This window comes from Micromonospora sp. URMC 103, assembly GCF_051386435.1.
GTDB lineage: Bacteria > Actinomycetota > Actinomycetes > Mycobacteriales > Micromonosporaceae > Micromonospora.
Genome location: NZ_JBPQTR010000005.1, coordinates 2,714,976 through 2,728,839, shown reverse-complemented (window position 1 = coordinate 2,728,839; position 13,864 = coordinate 2,714,976). Strand labels below are relative to the sequence as shown.

Here is a 13,864-nt window from a genome sequence, read left to right as displayed (position 1 = left end):
GCTGGAGGTCGACCGAACTCCCTGCGCTGGCATTACCCAGATCAGGTTCGAGGGTCTGCGGGCACCGGCCCGCACTCTCAGCGCTGTGCGCTCCCCTGTCGGATGTGAAGTTGTTTCCGCAGACGCTAGCACCGCAGGCGGGGGCACGGCGAAAGCGGCCAACCTGGGTAGGCTGCCGATCATGCGCATCGACGCCCGGGGCCTCACGTTCGACGTACGAGCCGGCGGTCCGGAGGGCGGTGTGCCCGCGCTGCTCCTGCACGGCTTCCCGCAGCACGGCGGGGAATGGGACGACGTGGCGCCGGCCCTGCACGCCGCCGGCCTGCGCACGTACGCGCCGGACCAGCGCGGCTACTCGCCCGGGGCGCGGCCGGCGGAGGTCGAGGCGTACCGGCTGGCGGAGCTTGTCGCCGACGCGGTGGCGCTGCTCGACGCGCTGGGCGTCGAGGCGGCGCACCTGGTGGGGCACGACTGGGGCGCGGTCGTCGCCTGGGCGGTGGCCGCCGCGCACCCCGAGCGCGTCCGCACGCTCACCGCGGTCTCGGTGCCGCACCCCGCCGCCATGGTGTACGCCCTGGCCAACGACCCGCAGCAGAAGGTCCGCTCGTCGTACATGGTGCTCTTCCGCAAGCCCGGCAAGGCGGAGTCGGTGCTGCTCGCGTTGCGGGCGACGGCACTGCGCCGGATGCTCGCGGGCGTGGGTGACGAGGCACGCGTCGCCGCGTACGCGGACCCGATGCGCGACCCGGGCGCCCTCACCGGTGCGCTGAACTGGTACCGGGCCATGTCCGGGACGGACCTGGGGCGGGTGGGGCCGGTGACGGTGCCCACCACGTACGTGTGGAGCGACCGGGACGTCGCGGTCGGTCGCGGCGCGGCCGAGGCGTGCGCGTCGCACGTCACGGGCGACTACCGCTTCGTGGAGCTGCCCGGGGTGACCCACTGGATCCCCGACGAGGCGCCGGCGGAGCTGGCCGAGGTGATCCTGGCCCGGGTCGGCGGCACGGCCTGAGCGGCAGGCGAACAGGCGGCCGGCCCGGTCGGTGCCGGCCGGTGGTGCGAAACGGACGGAGGAGAGATGACGCTGAGCGCCGAGGGCTACCTCGCGGTGGTCACCGAGACGATGAACCGGGTGGCGACCAGCCAGCGGGAGGCGGTGCGCCGCGCCGCGGACCTGCTCGCCGAGGCGGTACGCGCCGACGGGGTGGTGCACGCCTTCGGCACCGGGCACTCGGAGGCGCTCTCGATGGAGATCGCCGGCCGGGCCGGCGGGCTCGTGCCCACCAACAAGATCGCCCTTCGGGACCTCGTGCTGGTCGGCGGCGCGCCGACTGACCTGCTCGGGCCCACGCTGGAGCGGGACCCGAGCGTCGCGCACCGCCTCTACGAGCTCGCGCCGGTCCGCCCGCAGGACGTCTTCGTGATCGCCTCGAACTCGGGCGTGAACGGGGCGATCGTCGAGTTCGCCACGCTCGTGAAGGAGCGCGGCCACGGGCTCGTGGCGATCACCTCGGCGCAGCACTCCGGGCAGATGACGTCCCGCCACCCGTCCGGGCGGAAGCTGTCCGATTTCGCCGACGTGGTGCTCGACAACGGGGCGCCGTACGGCGACGCGACCCTTCCGCTGCCCGGCGGTGGCGCGGTGGGCGCCGTCTCCTCGATCACCGCGGCGCTGCTCGCCCAGCAGATCACCGTCGAGGTGGTGGCCCGGCTCCTCGACGCGGGGGAGAAGCCGCCGGTGTACCTGTCGGCCAACATCGCGGGCGGCGACGAGCACAACAACGCCCTCGAGGCCCGGTACGCGGGCCGGATCCGCCGCGGCTCCTGACAGCCCGCCGCACGCGGCCGCCGGCGCGTCGTGAGCCGGTTTCACGGTACGCGTGGCCGGGCATTGCGTTGCTGCCGGCGGCCGGGTCCCGCCGGCAGTAGCGTCTGACCGGAGGTAGCGCGTGTCGAAGGAGACCGAGAAGCAGCGCTGGCAGCGCAACTTCGCCGACCTGCTCCAGGAGCTGCGCGTGGCGCAGACCGGGGTGCAGATCCTCTTCGCCTTCCTGCTGACCCTTCCGTTCAGCAACGGGTTCACCAGGACGAGCGGTTTCCAGAAGGACGTCTACATCGTCTCGCTGCTCTCCGCGGCGGCGGCCACCGCGTTGATCATCTCGCCGGTGGCGTTCCACCGGGCGCTGTTCCGTCAGGGTCGCAAGCCGGAGCTGGTCCGGTTCGCCCACCGGATGGCCACCGGCGGCCTCGCCTTCATGCTGGTCTCGATGGTCAGCGCGGTGCTCCTGATCACCGACTTCGTGCTGGACCGCCCGATCGCGTTCCTGCTCACCGCGCTGACCGGCCTCTGGTTCCTGACCTTCTGGCTGCTGCTGCCGTTCGCCCGCCGCAGCTGGGGCGACGACGACATCGACGACGATGACGACGACCCTCGTGCGCTCACCGGCGACTGACCGTCCATCGCCGAAACTCGATCTTCACACAACGCTACCCCTGGGTAACAACCGGGGGTAGCGTGGCATTTGTCGCGCACGTTGACGCAGCGGACCGAGGTTCGAGGGGGCAGCCGTGACCACGACGCAGAACAGCCGACCCGCGCCGGACGAGTCCGGCGGCATCCCGGAACGACCGGACACCAGCGGCGGTGCGGCCGCCCCCCTGCCGAGCGAGGCCGGCCACGTCTCCGAGAAGGAGGCCCGCCAGGTCGCCGAGGCGGCACGGCAGTCCGATTGGGACCGTCCCAGCTTCGGCAAGGAGCTGTTCCTGGGCCGGTTCCGGCTCGACCTCATCAACCCCTGGCCGCGGTCCGACGCGGCGGACGACGCGCGCGCCGAGGAGTTCCTCGGGAAACTCCGGTCCTACCTCGCCACCGAGGTGGACGGCGTGGCCATTGAGCGCGACGCGCGCATCCCCGACGAGGTCTTCCAGGGGCTGGGCCGGCTCGGCGCCTTCGGCATGAAGATCGACCGCGCGTACGGCGGTCTCGGCCTCAGCAACCTCCACTACTGCCGGGCGCTCATGCTGGCCGGCTCGGTGAGCCCGGCCCTCAGCGCCCTGCTCTCCGCGCACCAGTCCATCGGCGTCCCCCAGCCGCTCAAGATGTTCGGCACCGCCGAGCAGAAGCAGCGCTTCCTGCCCCGGCTGGCCGCCGGCGAGGTCTCGGCGTTCCTGCTCACCGAGCCGGACGTGGGCTCCGACCCGGCCCGGCTGGCCACCACCGCCGAGCCGACCGAGGACGGCACCGGCTACCGGCTCAACGGCGTGAAGCTCTGGGCCACCAACGGCACCGTGGCGACCCTGCTCGTGGTGATGGCCCGGGTGCCGGCGGCCGAGGGGCGCCGCGGCGGGATCACGGCGTTCGTCGTCGAGGGCGACGCCGAGGGCATCACCGTCGAGCGGCGCAACGCCTTCCTCGGCCTGCGCGGCCTGGAGAACAGCGTCACCCGGTTCCACGACGTGTTCGTGCCCGCGGAGAACGTCATCGGCGGCGAGGGCAAGGGCCTCAAGATCGCCCTGACCACGCTGAACACCGGCCGGCTGTCGCTGCCGGCCATGTGCGTCGGCGCCGGCAAGTGGTCGCTGAACGTGGCACGGGAGTGGGCCGCCGAGCGGGTGCAGTGGGGCCGGCCGGTCGGTGAGCACGAGGCCGTCGCCCAGAAGCTCGCGTTCATCGCCGCCACCACGTACGGCATGGAGACCATGCTCGACCTCTGCTGCCGGCTCGCCGACGACGACCGCAACGACATCCGCATCGAGGCGGCGCTCGTGAAGCTCTACGCCAGCGAGATGGCCTGGCGGATCGCCGACGACCTCATCCAGATCCGGGGTGGCCGCGGCTACGAGACCGCGGAGTCGCTGACCGCCCGGGGTGAGCGGCCGGCCGCCGTCGAACAGCTCATGCGGGACCTCCGGATCAACCGGATCTTCGAGGGCTCCACCGAGATCATGCACCTCCTGATCGCTCGGGAGGCCGTCGACGCGCACCTCTCGGTCGCCGGCGACATCATCGACCCGGACGCCGGCCTCGGCCGCAAGGCGAGGGCGGGCGCTCGGGCCGGCGCCTTCTACGCCCGGTGGCTGCCCACCCTCGCCGTCGGCAAGGGCCAGCGTCCCACCGCGTACGCCGAGTTCGGGCCGCTCGCCGCCCACCTGCGGGTCGTGGAGCGCGCCTCGCGCAAGCTCGCCCGGTCGACCTTCTACGCGATGTCCCGCTGGCAGGGGCGGATGGAGCGCAAGCAGGCGTTCCTCGGCCGGGTGGTGGACATCGGCGCGGAGCTGTTCGCCATGGCGGCGGTCTGCGTCCGCGCCCACGACGAGCGGGACGCCCGGCCGGAGAACGTCGAGCTGGCCGACCTCTTCTGCCGGCAGGCCCGGATCCGGGTCGACGCGCTCTTCACCGCCCTGTGGGACAACACCGACTCCGTCGACGCGGCGGCCGCGAAGCGCATCCTCGCCGGCCGGTACGCCGACCTCGAGTCCGGTGTGGTCACGCCTCCCGCCGACCTGCCCTGGGTGGCCCGCTGGTCGCCCGGCCCGTCGACCGTCCCCGACGTCCGCCGCCGGATTCCGCGCCCGGAGTGACCGCCGGGGCCCGGTGCGGCCCGCCGGTCGGGCGTGAGTGCCACATCAGCGTGATGCCTCAGAGGCATCAATATGACTCTGAGGCATCACGCTCGTAGAGAAGGGTGGCGCGGCGGCCCCGCGGCCTCGACCGGGTCAGCGGGCGATGGCCCAGGCCAGCACCGCCGCGAGGATCAGCCCGTTGAGCGCCGCCAGCCCGAGGTACGCCGCGGGCGGGATGCGGCGGCCCTTACGGACGAAGCTGACCAGGACGGCGGCGTAGCCGAGCAGCAGCACGGCGATGACGACCAGGAAGTAGAACACCCGACGACCTTAGCGGCCGTTCCGCAGGCCCAGTCGGCGCAGCTCCAGCGCGGCGAGCGCGTCGACCGTGTCGTCGTCGCCGCGCCGCCACGCCTCGGCCACGTCGGGCGCGATCCGGGTCAGCCGGCCGAGTGGCTGGGTGGCGAGCGCGCGCAGGGCCAGCAGGTCGCGGCCGGCGGGCGCGGCGGCCAGCTTCGCGGCCGAACCGGCGCGGCGCATCCAGCGCACCCGCAGCGGCAGCCAGCCGAACAGCACCAGGCCGATCGGGAAGATCAGCACGGCGATGGTGAGCGCGAGCGCCAGCTGGTCGACCAGCTCCTGCTGGTCGCGGCCGGCCTCGGCCAGCGCGCGGGCGGCGTTGGCGGCCCGCTCGAAAGGCGCGGTCAGCTCGTCGCCGACCAGCGGCACCCGGCCCACCTTGCCGCCGGCATCGGCGAGGTTGTCGGCGAGTCCGCCGCCGGCCCCCTCCAGCTTCTGCCCCGGTACGGCGAGCTTCTCGATCAGGTCGTGCAGCCACATCGCGGCGCGGATGGCGCCGTACACCCAGGCGACGACGAGCAGGTCGGTGAGGAACTGGCGGGCGGCGGTCGGGAAGCGATCGGCGTAGATCTTCACGCCGCACAGCGTGCCATGGACGGTGCGCGCCGGCACCCGGCGCGGCGGCCTCAGCTCACGCAGCCCGGGCAGGTGCCGAAGATCTCCAGGGTGTGGCTGACGTCGGCGTAGCCGTGCTGGGCGGCGACCCGCTCGGCCCAGCTTTCCACGGCGGGCCCGGCCACCTCGACGGTGCGCCCGCAGGCCCGGCAGACGAGGTGGTGGTGGTGACCCTCGCTGCACCGGCGGTAGAGGTGCTCACCGCCGGGCGGGCGCATCACGTCGATCTCGCCGGCGTCGGCGAGGCCCTGCAACGTCCGGTAGACGGTGGTGAGACCGACCCGCTCGCCGCGGGCGCGCAGCATCGCGTGCAGGTCCTGGGCGCTGTGGAAACCCTCGACCTCGCCGAGCAGGGCGCTGACGGCGCTGCGCTGACGCGTGTTGCGTACGGCGGTCTCGCTCACGACGTGCCACCTCCGACCGGTCGCTGCCTCATGACCCCTCCCCGGCGTGACTGACCGCGTCCGCCACGATGTGCGCCACGTGCTCGTCGACGAGCGAGTAGGCGATCTCCCGCCCGCGGCGCGAACCGCGCACCACGCCCGCGCCGCGCAGCACCCGCAGGTGCTGGGAGACGAGCGGCTGCGCCACGCCGAGCTTCTCCACCAGCTCGTGCACGCACCGCTCGCCCGCGCCCAGCTCGCTCACGATGGCCAGCCGGATCGGCGCCGACAGGGCGCGCAACAGCTCGCTGGCTCCTTCGAAGCCGTCGTATCCGGATCCGCCGCTCACTCCGTAACGGTAACCAATTCCGCCGGCCCCGCGGTGATCAGTGTCAACGGAGGACGACCTCGTGCGGCTCGGAAGCCGGCGCCGGCGCCGGGGCGCCGCGCCGGCGCAGCGCCCGCCATCCCGCGGCGGCCAGGGCGACCACCAGGAACGAGGCGATCGCCATCAGCACCACGGAGGCGCCCGGGGCCGTGTTGGCGTTGGCCGCCACCCAGACTCCCGAGCCGGCGGCGAGGAGGCCGAGCGCCATGGCGGCCGTCATGGTGGCCCGGAAACCGCGGGCGACCTGCTGCGCGGTGGCCACCGGCACCACCATGAGCGCGCTGATGAGCAGCACGCCGACCGCCCGCATGGCGATGGTCACGGTGACCGCGGTGGTGACCGCGATGAGCATGTTCAGCGCGCGTACGGGCAGGCCGGACACCCGGGCGTACTCCTCGTCGTGGCTCACCGCGAACAGCGCCGGTCGCAGCGCCAGCATGGTCACGAGGATCGCGGCGCCGAGGACGCCGATGGTGGTGAGGTCCGCCGGCGAAATGGTGGTGAGCGACCCGAAGAGGTACGCGTTCAGGTTGGCGCTGGTGCTGCCGGAGAGCCCGACCAGCATCACGCCGCCCGCGATGCCGCCGTAGAAGAGCAGCGCCAGCGCCAAATCGCCCGAGGTGCGTCCGCGGGAGCGGACCAGCTCGACGGCGACCGCGCCGAGGGTCGCCACGATCACGGCGACGAACACCGGGGAGCGGTTCAGCAGCAGGCCGGCGCCCACGCCCGTCAGCGCCACGTGGCCGATCCCGTCGCCGATCAGCGTGAGTCGGCGCTGCACCAGGTAGATGCCGAGCGCCGGGGCGGCGAGGCCGATGACCAGCGCCGCCACGAGGGCGCGCTGCATGTAGGGGTACTGGAAGAGTTCCATGCTCAGTTGCTCCAGAGCCCGGCGGGCTCGTCGGGACCGTGCGGGTGCACGTGGTCGTGGTCGGGCTCGGCGTGGTGGCCGGCGGGGTCGGGCACCTCGCCGTCGTGGCAGATGCCGCCCTCGTGGACGACGACGGCACGGCTGATCAGCGGGCGCAGCGGCCCGAGTTCGTGAGCGACCAGCAGCACGGTGCCGCCGCCGGCCACGAACTCGCGCAGGGCCCCGGCGAACGCCTCCTGGCTGGCCGCGTCCACGCCGGCGGTCGGCTCGTCGAGCACCAGCAGCTCGGGATGACCGGCCAGCGCCCGGGCGATCAGGGTCCGCTGCTGCTGCCCACCGGAGAGGGTGGCGACCGGGTCGTCGGCCCGGCCGGCGAGCCCGACGGCGCGCAGCGCGCTGTCGACCGCGGCCCGGTCGGCGGCGCCGGGCGGGCGCAGGAGGCCGCGCCGGGCGAGCCGGCCCGACGACACCACCTCGCGGACGGTGGCCGGCACGCCGCCGGCGGCGCCCAGCCGCTGCGGGACGTACCCGATGCGCTCCCACTGCCGGAACCGGCGCAACGGGCGGTCGAAGAGGGTGACCGACCCGGCGCTCAGCGGCACCAGCCCGAGCACGGCGCGGATCAGGGTGGACTTGCCGGAGCCGTTCGCGCCGAGGACGGCGACCACCTCTCCGGCCGTCACGGTCAGCGAGACGTCGCGCAGCACGGTGCGGCCGTCGTACCCGACGGCCGCGTGCGCGACGCTGATCACGGGCGGGTTCACGAGCAGCCCAACGCCGTACGCAGTGTCTGCAGGTTGGTGCGCATCACTGAAAGGTAGTCCGAGGAGGCGTCGTCGTCGGCGAGGCCCTCGATCGGGTCCAGCACGGCGGTCTTGGCACCGACCTCGGCGGCGATGGTCTCGGCGATCTTGGGACTCACCAGCGTCTCGAAGAAGATCGTCGTGGCCTTGTGCGTGCGCGCCTCCTCGGCCACCTCGGCCAGCCGCCGGGGGGAGGGCTCGGTCTCCGGGTCCAGCCCCGTGATCCCGACCTGCTGCAGCTGGTAGCGCTGGGCCAGGTAGCCGAAGGCCGTGTGGCTGGTCACGATCTCCCGGCGCTCGCAGGTCCGCAGGCCGGCCGCGAACTCGGTGTCGAGCTTCTCCAGGTCGGTGCGCAGCGCCCGGGCGCGGGCCGTGAAGTCGGCGGCCCGCTCCGGGTCGGCCCTGCCCAGCCGCTCGGCGAGCTGGTCGCCGACGGTCGCGAGGCGGGTCGGGTCGAGCCAGAAGTGCGGGTCCTTCCCGCCGGGCGCCTCCGCCTCCTCGCCCTCGTGCTCGTGCCCGCCGGCCGTGGCGTCCAGCAGCGGCTGGACGGTCGCCACGTCGAAGGACCGGTCGTCGGCCGCGTTCTGGGCGACGGCCTCGTCCAGCGCCGGCTGGAAGCCCTTGAGGTAGACGACCAGCTCCGCCTGGCTCACCTCGCCGACCTGGCCCGGGTTGAGTTCCAGGTCGTGTGGCTCGGCGCCCGGCTTCACCAGGTTGGTCACCCGGACCGCGTCGCCGCCGATGCGCTCGGCGACGAACTGGAGGGGGTAGAACGCGGCCACGACGTCCACCCGTTCGGGGTCGGCGCCGGCCGGGCCGCCGGACGAGCAGGCGGCGGCGCCGCCGAGGGTGAGCAGGGCGGCGGTCGTGGCGGCCAGGAGACGGGCGGGAACGCGGTTGTTCATGCCCTCAACTGTCCGTGGTAACGATAATGATTGTCAAAAACGCATGATTGCATGTCAGAACAGCTTGGCGAGGGCCACCGCCACGAGGAGCGTGAGCATCAGCAGCCGGACGAGCCGGGTCTGCGGCGCCTGCACCGGCCACGTCGTGACCAGCAGCGCCACCAGGGCGCCGGCGAGCGCCAGCAGCAGGACGCCGCCGGCGATGCCGGGCGTGAAGAGGGCCACCAGCACGAGCACCAGGGTGATCAGGAACACCGTCGTCGGGTTCGCCCGGGCCAGGCGGGCCAGCAGGAGGCTCTGCGTACGCTGCATCCCACAGACTCTACGAGGAGGAACCCCCGGTGCTGGTGACCAACCGCTTCGTGGTCGACGTCGATGTCGCCGACGACTTCACCGAGCGGGCGCACGCCGCCCTCACGGCGCTGGCCGCCCGCCCCGGTTACCTGCGCGGCCAACTCGTCCGGGCGCTGGACGACCCGCGGCACTGGTGCCTCGTCACCGAGTGGGAGTCCGTCGGCGCGTACCGGCGCGCCCTGGGCGGCTTCGAGGTGAAGGTGACCGCCGTCCCGCTGCTCGCCCAGTCGATCGACGAGCCGTCCGCGTACGAGGCGCTCGCCACCGCGGCGCCCGGCGGAGCGGTCGTCGTGACCGCCAGTGATCGGGCCGCTGGTCCTTACCGCTGAGCCCGCGGGCACTAGATTGATCGTATGACCGCTCCCGGACCGGCAGCCCCACCGCCGCACCCCGCGCCGCCCGGGCCGCCCGGCGACCAACCCCCCGCCGTGCCCGGTCCGCCGTCGTGGATGCCCGGCCCGCCGCCCGGGCCCGGAGTGGCGCCACCGTTCGCGGCGCCGCCCACCGAGGGGCGGAGGGCCCGCCTCTGGCTGGCCCTCGGCGTCGGCGCGCTGGCCGTGGTGCTCTGCTGCGGCGGGGGCGGGGCGGCGGTCGTCGGCCTGGCGGTCAGCGGGGTGCAGGCGGTCCGCGAGCAGGGGCGGACGGTCTCCAACGAGTACTATCAGGCGCTCGTCGACCGGGACTTCGGTGAGGCGTACGACCAGCTCTGCGACGACGCGCGGCGCCGCGAGTCGCGGGCCGAGTTCGAGCGCCGGGCCGCCGCCGAGCCGCAGGTCACCGCGTTCCGGGTGGGTGAGGTGGACACCACCAACCTCACCGTGCCGGTCGACGTGACCCTGGAGGGCGGCCAGCAGGAACGCCAGCAAGTCGCGCTCGCCCAGGACCAGCAGACCGGCGGCCTGGAGGTCTGCGGGGTCAGCTGACCCGTCCCCGGTATTCTCCTGGGCTCGGGGCGTTGCCGTCGTTACCGTTGTCCCGAACTGCTCGTTCCGTCCATATCACGTCCCCGCCGACCGCCAGCCGGCGTAGGAGGAAACATGCCAGTCGACCGTATCGACGCCGTCGTCAGCCTCGCCAAGCGCCGAGGCTTCGTCTTCCCCTCCAGCGAGATCTACGGAGGCACCCGGTCGGCGTGGGACTACGGTCCGCTCGGCGTGGAGCTCAAGGAGAACGTCCGCCGGCAGTGGTGGAAGACGATGGTCCAGCAGCGCGACGACGTCGTCGGCCTGGACTCGGCCGTGATCCTGGCCCGCAAGGTCTGGGAGGCCTCCGGCCACATCGCCGAGTTCGTCGACCCGCTCACCGAGTGCCAGTTCTGCCACAAGCGGTTCCGGGCCGACCACCTCGAGGAGGCGTACGAGGAGCGGCACGGCCGCCCGCTCACCTCGCTCGCCGAGCTGAACTGCCCCAACTGCGGCAACAAGGGCACCTTCACCGAGCCGAAGATGTTCAACGGGCTCATGAAGACCTACCTCGGCCCGGTGGAGAGCGACGAGGGCCTGCACTACCTGCGACCGGAGACCGCCCAGGGCATCTTCGTCAACTACAAGAACGTCGAGACCGTCGCGCGGAAGAAGCCGCCGTTCGGCATCGCGCAGACCGGCAAGTCGTTCCGCAACGAGATCACCCCGGGCAACTTCATCTTCCGTACGCGCGAGTTCGAGCAGATGGAGATGGAGTTCTTCGTCGAGCCGGGCACGGACGAGCAGTGGCACGAGTACTGGCTGCAGGAGCGCTGGAACTGGTACCTCGACCTCGGCCTGTCGCCGGACAACCTGCGCTTCTACGAGCACCCGAAGGAGAAGCTCTCCCACTACTCGAAGCGGACCGTGGACATCGAGTACCGCTTCCAGTTCGGCGGCAGCGAGTTCGCCGAGCTGGAGGGCATCGCGAACCGCACCGACTTCGACCTCTCCACGCACAGCAAGCACTCCGGCGTCGACCTGTCGTACTTCGACCAGACCAAGGGCGAGCGCTGGATGCCGTACGTCATCGAGCCGGCGGCCGGCCTCACCCGGGCCGTGCTCGCCTTCCTGCTCGAGGCGTACGACGAGGACGAGGCGCCGAACACCAAGGGCGGGGTGGACAAGCGGACCGTCATGCGGTTCGACCCGCGGCTCGCGCCGGTGAAGGTGGCCGTGCTGCCGCTGTCCCGCAACGAGGCGCTCTCACCCAAGGCCAAGGACCTGGCGGCCACGCTGCGCAAGCGCTGGGTGGTCGAGTTCGACGACTCGCAGGCGATCGGCCGCCGCTACCGCCGGCAGGACGAGATCGGCACGCCGTTCTGCGTGACCGTCGACTTCGACACCCTCGACGACGACGCCGTGACCGTCCGGAACCGCGACACCATGACCCAGGAGCGGGTCTCCCTGGACCAGGTGGAGCGTTACCTGATCGAGCGCCTGCCCGGCTGCTGAGCTGCGACGGGGCTCCGGCGGCGCGTGAGGGCGTCCGCCGGAGCCCCGTACACTTGTCGGGTGACCGCCCCGACCCTGCCCGCGCTGCGCCCGCTCACGATCGGCCGGCACGAGGTGTGGCCGCCCGTGGTGCTGGCTCCCATGGCGGGCATCACGAACGTCGGCTTCCGGCAGCTCTGCCGGGAGCAGGGCGGCGGCATCTACGTCTGCGAGATGATCACCACGGTCGCGCTGGTCGAGCGCAACCCGAAGACGCTGCGGATGATCGCCTTCGGCGACGACGAGAGCCCGCGCAGCCTCCAGCTCTACGGCACCGACCCGGAGACCACGGCGGCCGCCGTGCGGATCGTGGTCGAGCGTGACCTCGCCGACCACATCGACCTGAACTTCGGCTGCCCCGTGCCCAAGGTGACCCGCAAGGGCGGCGGCGCGGCGCTGCCGTGGCGGCGCCGGCTCTTCGCGCGGCTCGTGCGGGCCGCCGTGGACGCCGCGGCGCCGGCCGGGGTGCCGGTCACCCTGAAGATGCGCAAGGGCATCGACGACGACCACCTGACGTACGTCGAGGCGGGCCTCGCCGCCCAGGACGCCGGCGTCGCCGCGGTCGCCCTGCACGGGCGTACGGCCGCCCAGCGCTACTCGGGCACCGCCGACTGGGACGCCATCGCCACCCTCAAGCAGGCGCTCGACGTGCCCGTGCTCGGCAACGGCGACATCTGGGAGGCCGACGACGCCCTGCGGATGGTCGCCCACACCGGCGTGGACGGCGTGGTGGTCGGGCGCGGCTGCCTCGGCCGGCCGTGGCTCTTTGCCGACCTGGAGGCTGCGTTCGACGGCCGCCCCGAGCGGCGGCTGCCCACCCTCGGCGAGGTGGCGTCGACCATGCGCCGGCACGCCGAGCTGCTGGTGGAGCAGTTCAGCGCCGGGTCGCGTACGCCCGGCCGGGGTGAGCGGGACGGGTGCACCGACTTCCGCAAGCACGTCGCCTGGTACCTCAAGGGCTTTCCCGTCGGCGGGGAGCTGCGGCGCGAGCTCGCCATGATCGAGAGCCTTGCCCAGCTCGACGACCTGCTCGGCAAGCTCGACCCGACCGTGCCGTTCCCGGTCGAGACCCTCGGCCAACCCCGCGGCCGCACCAACTCGCCCGGCAAGGTGTTCCTCCCCGACGGCTGGCTGGCCGACCGCGACGACGACACCGTCCCCGAGGGCGCGGAGCTCGCCGACTCCGGCGGGTGACCCGTCCGCCGGTGGGTGCGTTCCCCGGCGGGCGGGCGGGCGGGCGTTCGGTCGGCGTTCGGCCGGCGGGCGTTCCGGTGTGTGGAGACGACGAAGGGCCGGCCCCTCTCGGGGCCGGCCCTTTCGGTCGGTCACACTCCGGCTCAGTTGGCGGAGTAGCCGCGGGTGGCGATCCAGTCGGCGAGGTTGTCCACGCTCATCCGGTAGGAGGCCATGTTCGGATCGGCCGAGTCGGCGATCGTCACGACCTTGCCACCGTCGCGGTAGCCGATGACGCTGATGTAGTGCCCGCCCTCGAAGGAGTGGGTGTTGCCATCAGTGTCGGTGGCGGTGCCGGCGATGTTGGCGACCACCGCGCGACCGTCGTCGACGGTGCGGACGATGTCGGCCTGCAGCTTGTCGGTCTGCTTGTCGTCGGCGCTCGGGGTGCTGATCTCGACGCTGTGGTAGGCGTTCTTACCGGTCTCCTTGTTCAGCACCGGGGTGATGTCGTTGATGGAGTTGGTGCCGGCCTCCGTGGTGCCCATCTCCTTGGCCATGGCGTCGACGTTGATGTCCTTGCCCTGGACCGAGAGGGCGTTACGGGTGGCGGCGGGGCCACAGTAGAAGAAGTTCGGCTGGGCCTCGTAGCGGACGTTGAGCTCACGCTCACCGTGGCCGCCCTTGCGCTCGCTCTGGGTCTGCGCGGCCGGCTTGGCGTCGGCGTGGGCGGCGATCGCCGGGGCGGCGACGCTGATGCCCGTGGCGGCGAGGCCGGCGGTGGCCAGTGCGGTCTTACGGATCAGATCGGTACGCATGATGTGTGCCTTTCTGGTCGGGGGTGGTACGCACGTGCGGCGCACAGAACGCGTCACACGCGAAGAGATAGGGATTCGGGATGCCCGGCGGCGTGGCCTGCTCGGGCGGTCCGGGGGTGTAACGGTGCGGGCCGGTCCGGCATTCCGCCGCGGGGCTCGCGTTGGTCAGGGATGT

General features: G+C 72.8%; 17 protein-coding genes and 1 riboswitch. Of the genes, 8 read left to right on the top strand and 9 right to left on the bottom strand.

Features of this window, described 5'->3' with window-relative positions; translation table 11 throughout:
* A riboswitch (TPP riboswitch) is annotated at positions 1 to 107 on the bottom strand.
* A 74-nt stretch (positions 108 to 181) separates the two neighbouring features.
* The 4 genes from ACSNOA_RS25805 (at position 182) to ACSNOA_RS25790 (ending at position 4,581) form a co-directional block, all read left to right on the top strand.
* Positions 182 to 1,012, top strand: a complete 831-nt coding sequence (locus ACSNOA_RS25805; protein ID WP_436662162.1) for an alpha/beta fold hydrolase — start codon at positions 182 to 184, stop codon at positions 1,010 to 1,012.
* 66 nt (positions 1,013 to 1,078) lie between these two features.
* Positions 1,079 to 1,828: a sugar isomerase domain-containing protein gene (locus tag ACSNOA_RS25800; RefSeq protein ID WP_436662161.1), complete on the top strand. Its 750-nt coding sequence runs from the start codon at positions 1,079 to 1,081 to the stop codon at positions 1,826 to 1,828.
* Between the two features lie 121 nt (positions 1,829 to 1,949).
* Positions 1,950 to 2,453, top strand: coding sequence for a DUF6328 family protein (locus ACSNOA_RS25795; RefSeq protein WP_436662159.1), 504 nt, complete (start codon positions 1,950 to 1,952; stop codon positions 2,451 to 2,453).
* Between the two features lie 115 nt (positions 2,454 to 2,568).
* Positions 2,569 to 4,581 (top strand): acyl-CoA dehydrogenase family protein, encoded by a 2,013-nt coding sequence (locus ACSNOA_RS25790; RefSeq protein WP_436662157.1) that lies wholly within the window; start codon positions 2,569 to 2,571, stop codon positions 4,579 to 4,581.
* Positions 4,582 to 4,716: 135 nt separating this feature from the next.
* On the opposite strand, the gene ACSNOA_RS25785 is transcribed toward ACSNOA_RS25790, so the two are convergent.
* Genes ACSNOA_RS25785 through ACSNOA_RS25750 form a run of 8 tightly spaced genes read right to left on the bottom strand, consistent with a single transcriptional unit; the run spans position 4,717 to position 9,200 of the window.
* On the bottom strand, positions 4,717 to 4,884 hold the full coding sequence (locus ACSNOA_RS25785) for a hypothetical protein (RefSeq protein ID WP_436662155.1): 168 nt from the start codon (positions 4,882 to 4,884) through the stop codon (positions 4,717 to 4,719).
* A 9-nt stretch (positions 4,885 to 4,893) separates the two neighbouring features.
* Positions 4,894 to 5,499, bottom strand: a complete 606-nt coding sequence (locus tag ACSNOA_RS25780; protein WP_436662153.1) for a hypothetical protein — start codon at positions 5,497 to 5,499, stop codon at positions 4,894 to 4,896.
* A gap of 50 nt (positions 5,500 to 5,549) precedes the next feature.
* Complete coding sequence (locus ACSNOA_RS25775; protein WP_436662151.1) at positions 5,550 to 5,942, bottom strand: Fur family transcriptional regulator; 393 nt, start codon at positions 5,940 to 5,942, stop codon at positions 5,550 to 5,552.
* A 28-nt stretch (positions 5,943 to 5,970) separates the two neighbouring features.
* Positions 5,971 to 6,270 (bottom strand): ArsR/SmtB family transcription factor, encoded by a 300-nt coding sequence (locus ACSNOA_RS25770; RefSeq protein ID WP_436662150.1) that lies wholly within the window; start codon positions 6,268 to 6,270, stop codon positions 5,971 to 5,973.
* Positions 6,271 to 6,313: 43 nt separating this feature from the next.
* Positions 6,314 to 7,180 carry a metal ABC transporter permease gene (locus tag ACSNOA_RS25765; protein ID WP_436662148.1) on the bottom strand — a complete coding sequence of 289 codons (867 nt, stop codon included), beginning with the start codon at positions 7,178 to 7,180 and terminating at the stop codon, positions 6,314 to 6,316.
* 2 nt (positions 7,181 to 7,182) lie between these two features.
* Entirely contained in the window at positions 7,183 to 7,944 is a 762-nt protein-coding gene (locus ACSNOA_RS25760; RefSeq protein ID WP_436662146.1) for a metal ABC transporter ATP-binding protein, read from the bottom strand.
* Positions 7,941 to 8,888 carry a metal ABC transporter substrate-binding protein gene (locus ACSNOA_RS25755; RefSeq protein ID WP_436662145.1) on the bottom strand — a complete coding sequence of 316 codons (948 nt, stop codon included), beginning with the start codon at positions 8,886 to 8,888 and terminating at the stop codon, positions 7,941 to 7,943. The genes ACSNOA_RS25760 and ACSNOA_RS25755 overlap by 4 nt, the downstream gene beginning before the upstream one ends.
* Positions 8,889 to 8,942: 54 nt before the next feature.
* The gene (locus ACSNOA_RS25750) at positions 8,943 to 9,200 is read right to left on the bottom strand and encodes a hypothetical protein (RefSeq protein ID WP_436662143.1); all 258 of its coding nucleotides are present in this window, start codon (positions 9,198 to 9,200) and stop codon (positions 8,943 to 8,945) included.
* A gap of 29 nt (positions 9,201 to 9,229) precedes the next feature.
* Here ACSNOA_RS25750 and ACSNOA_RS25745 point away from each other — a divergent pair, with 29 nt between their 5' ends.
* The 4 genes from ACSNOA_RS25745 (at position 9,230) to dusB (ending at position 12,892) form a co-directional block, all read left to right on the top strand.
* The gene (locus tag ACSNOA_RS25745) at positions 9,230 to 9,571 is read left to right on the top strand and encodes an antibiotic biosynthesis monooxygenase family protein (protein ID WP_436662141.1); all 342 of its coding nucleotides are present in this window, start codon (positions 9,230 to 9,232) and stop codon (positions 9,569 to 9,571) included.
* Positions 9,572 to 9,691: 120 nt separating this feature from the next.
* Entirely contained in the window at positions 9,692 to 10,165 is a 474-nt protein-coding gene (locus tag ACSNOA_RS25740) for a hypothetical protein (protein ID WP_436662450.1), read from the top strand.
* A gap of 114 nt (positions 10,166 to 10,279) precedes the next feature.
* The gene (locus ACSNOA_RS25735; protein WP_436662139.1) at positions 10,280 to 11,659 is read left to right on the top strand and encodes a glycine--tRNA ligase; all 1,380 of its coding nucleotides are present in this window, start codon (positions 10,280 to 10,282) and stop codon (positions 11,657 to 11,659) included.
* A 60-nt stretch (positions 11,660 to 11,719) separates the two neighbouring features.
* Positions 11,720 to 12,892: a tRNA dihydrouridine synthase DusB gene (dusB, locus tag ACSNOA_RS25730; protein ID WP_436662137.1), complete on the top strand. Its 1,173-nt coding sequence runs from the start codon at positions 11,720 to 11,722 to the stop codon at positions 12,890 to 12,892.
* A gap of 143 nt (positions 12,893 to 13,035) precedes the next feature.
* Here the strand turns inward: dusB and ACSNOA_RS25725 are convergent, their stop codons facing one another.
* On the bottom strand, positions 13,036 to 13,689 hold the full coding sequence (locus tag ACSNOA_RS25725; protein WP_436662135.1) for a C39 family peptidase: 654 nt from the start codon (positions 13,687 to 13,689) through the stop codon (positions 13,036 to 13,038).
* Positions 13,690 to 13,864 lie beyond the last annotated feature (175 nt).

Coding starts and splice junctions, on each gene's coding strand:
- ACSNOA_RS25725 (WP_436662135.1), bottom strand. CDS start 13,689: ATGCGTACCGATCTGATCCGTAAGACCGCACTGGCCACCGCCGGCCTC.
- ACSNOA_RS25735 (WP_436662139.1), top strand. CDS start 10,280: ATGCCAGTCGACCGTATCGACGCCGTCGTCAGCCTCGCCAAGCGCCGA.
- ACSNOA_RS25765 (WP_436662148.1), bottom strand. CDS start 7,180: ATGGAACTCTTCCAGTACCCCTACATGCAGCGCGCCCTCGTGGCGGCG.
- ACSNOA_RS25755 (WP_436662145.1), bottom strand. CDS start 8,888: ATGAACAACCGCGTTCCCGCCCGTCTCCTGGCCGCCACGACCGCCGCC.
- ACSNOA_RS25750 (WP_436662143.1), bottom strand. CDS start 9,200: ATGCAGCGTACGCAGAGCCTCCTGCTGGCCCGCCTGGCCCGGGCGAAC.
- ACSNOA_RS25800 (WP_436662161.1), top strand. CDS start 1,079: ATGACGCTGAGCGCCGAGGGCTACCTCGCGGTGGTCACCGAGACGATG.
- ACSNOA_RS25740 (WP_436662450.1), top strand. CDS start 9,692: ATGCCCGGCCCGCCGCCCGGGCCCGGAGTGGCGCCACCGTTCGCGGCG.
- ACSNOA_RS25805 (WP_436662162.1), top strand. CDS start 182: ATGCGCATCGACGCCCGGGGCCTCACGTTCGACGTACGAGCCGGCGGT.